2 protein-coding genes are annotated in these 901 nt (G+C 56.3%); both read left to right on the top strand.

What is annotated here, in order from left to right:
* Positions 1-397: adenylate/guanylate cyclase domain-containing protein (locus AC629_RS44655; protein ID WP_143199982.1), on the top strand; the 397-nt coding region annotated here is incomplete at its 5' end.
* Positions 398-423: 26 nt separating this feature from the next.
* A partial coding sequence (locus tag AC629_RS44650) for a transporter substrate-binding protein (RefSeq protein ID WP_245332225.1) occupies positions 424-901 on the top strand: 478 nt, incomplete at its 3' end.

Genomic DNA, 901 nt, shown 5'->3' with positions numbered 1-901 from the left:
GGTTTTCTGGAACGCCCCGAATTTACAGCCCGATCACGTCGAGCGTGCCTGTCGGGCGGCGCTTGCAGGTAAGTTGGCCAGCGAACGCCTCAACGCTCAATTCGAGGCCGAGGGCTTACAGTCGTTTTTCACGCGGTTCGGCATTCATGTTGGCGAGGCCGTGGTCGGCAATCTCGGCTCGGCCGAACGGATGAATTACACAGCGCTTGGCAGTACAGCAAACTTGGCGTCCCGTCTTGAAGGCCTCAACAAGGAATATGGCACTGCCATTCTCGCCAGTGAGGACGTGTACCTGCGGGCCCAGGATTGCTTCCGGTTCAAAGACATCGGGTCCGTCATTGTCAAGGGCATGACCAAGGCAACCCGGATTTACGAACTCATCGGGGCACCGGCATGAAGTCAGCTCCGGTCCTACGAGATATCATGCTGGGATTGTTCGTTATGCAACTCGCGCTTGTTATTCCAGCGGTTCGCGCGGACCAAGATGCCATCAAGATCGGCATTCTGCATTCTCTGTCTGGCACCATGGCAATCAGCGAATCGGTACTTAAGGACACTGTCCTCATGCTAATTGCGGACCAAAACAAGAAGGGAGGCCTTCTCGGACGGAAACTGGAACCAATCGTCGTTGATCCGGCGTCCGATTGGGATGTCTTTGCTGAAAAAGCCCGGGAATTGCTCACAAGGGACAAGGTTGCGGTCGTGTTCGGCTGCTGGACCTCTGCGTCCCGCAAATCGGTTCTGCCGATCTTCGAACAGCTCAACGGGCTCCTCTTCTACCCGGTGCAACACGAGGGAGAAGAAAGCTCGCGCAACATTTTCTACACGGGAGCAGCGCCGAATCAGCAGGCAGTTCCGGCCGTTCGATATCTGATGAGCAAGGACGGAGGCGAAGTTCGCA

This window comes from Bradyrhizobium sp. NAS80.1 (assembly GCF_001908205.1).
Classification (GTDB): Bacteria; Pseudomonadota; Alphaproteobacteria; order Rhizobiales; family Xanthobacteraceae; genus Bradyrhizobium.
The sequence above is the reverse complement of the archived record's forward strand: the minus strand, read 5'-3'. Positions and strand labels throughout refer to the sequence as shown.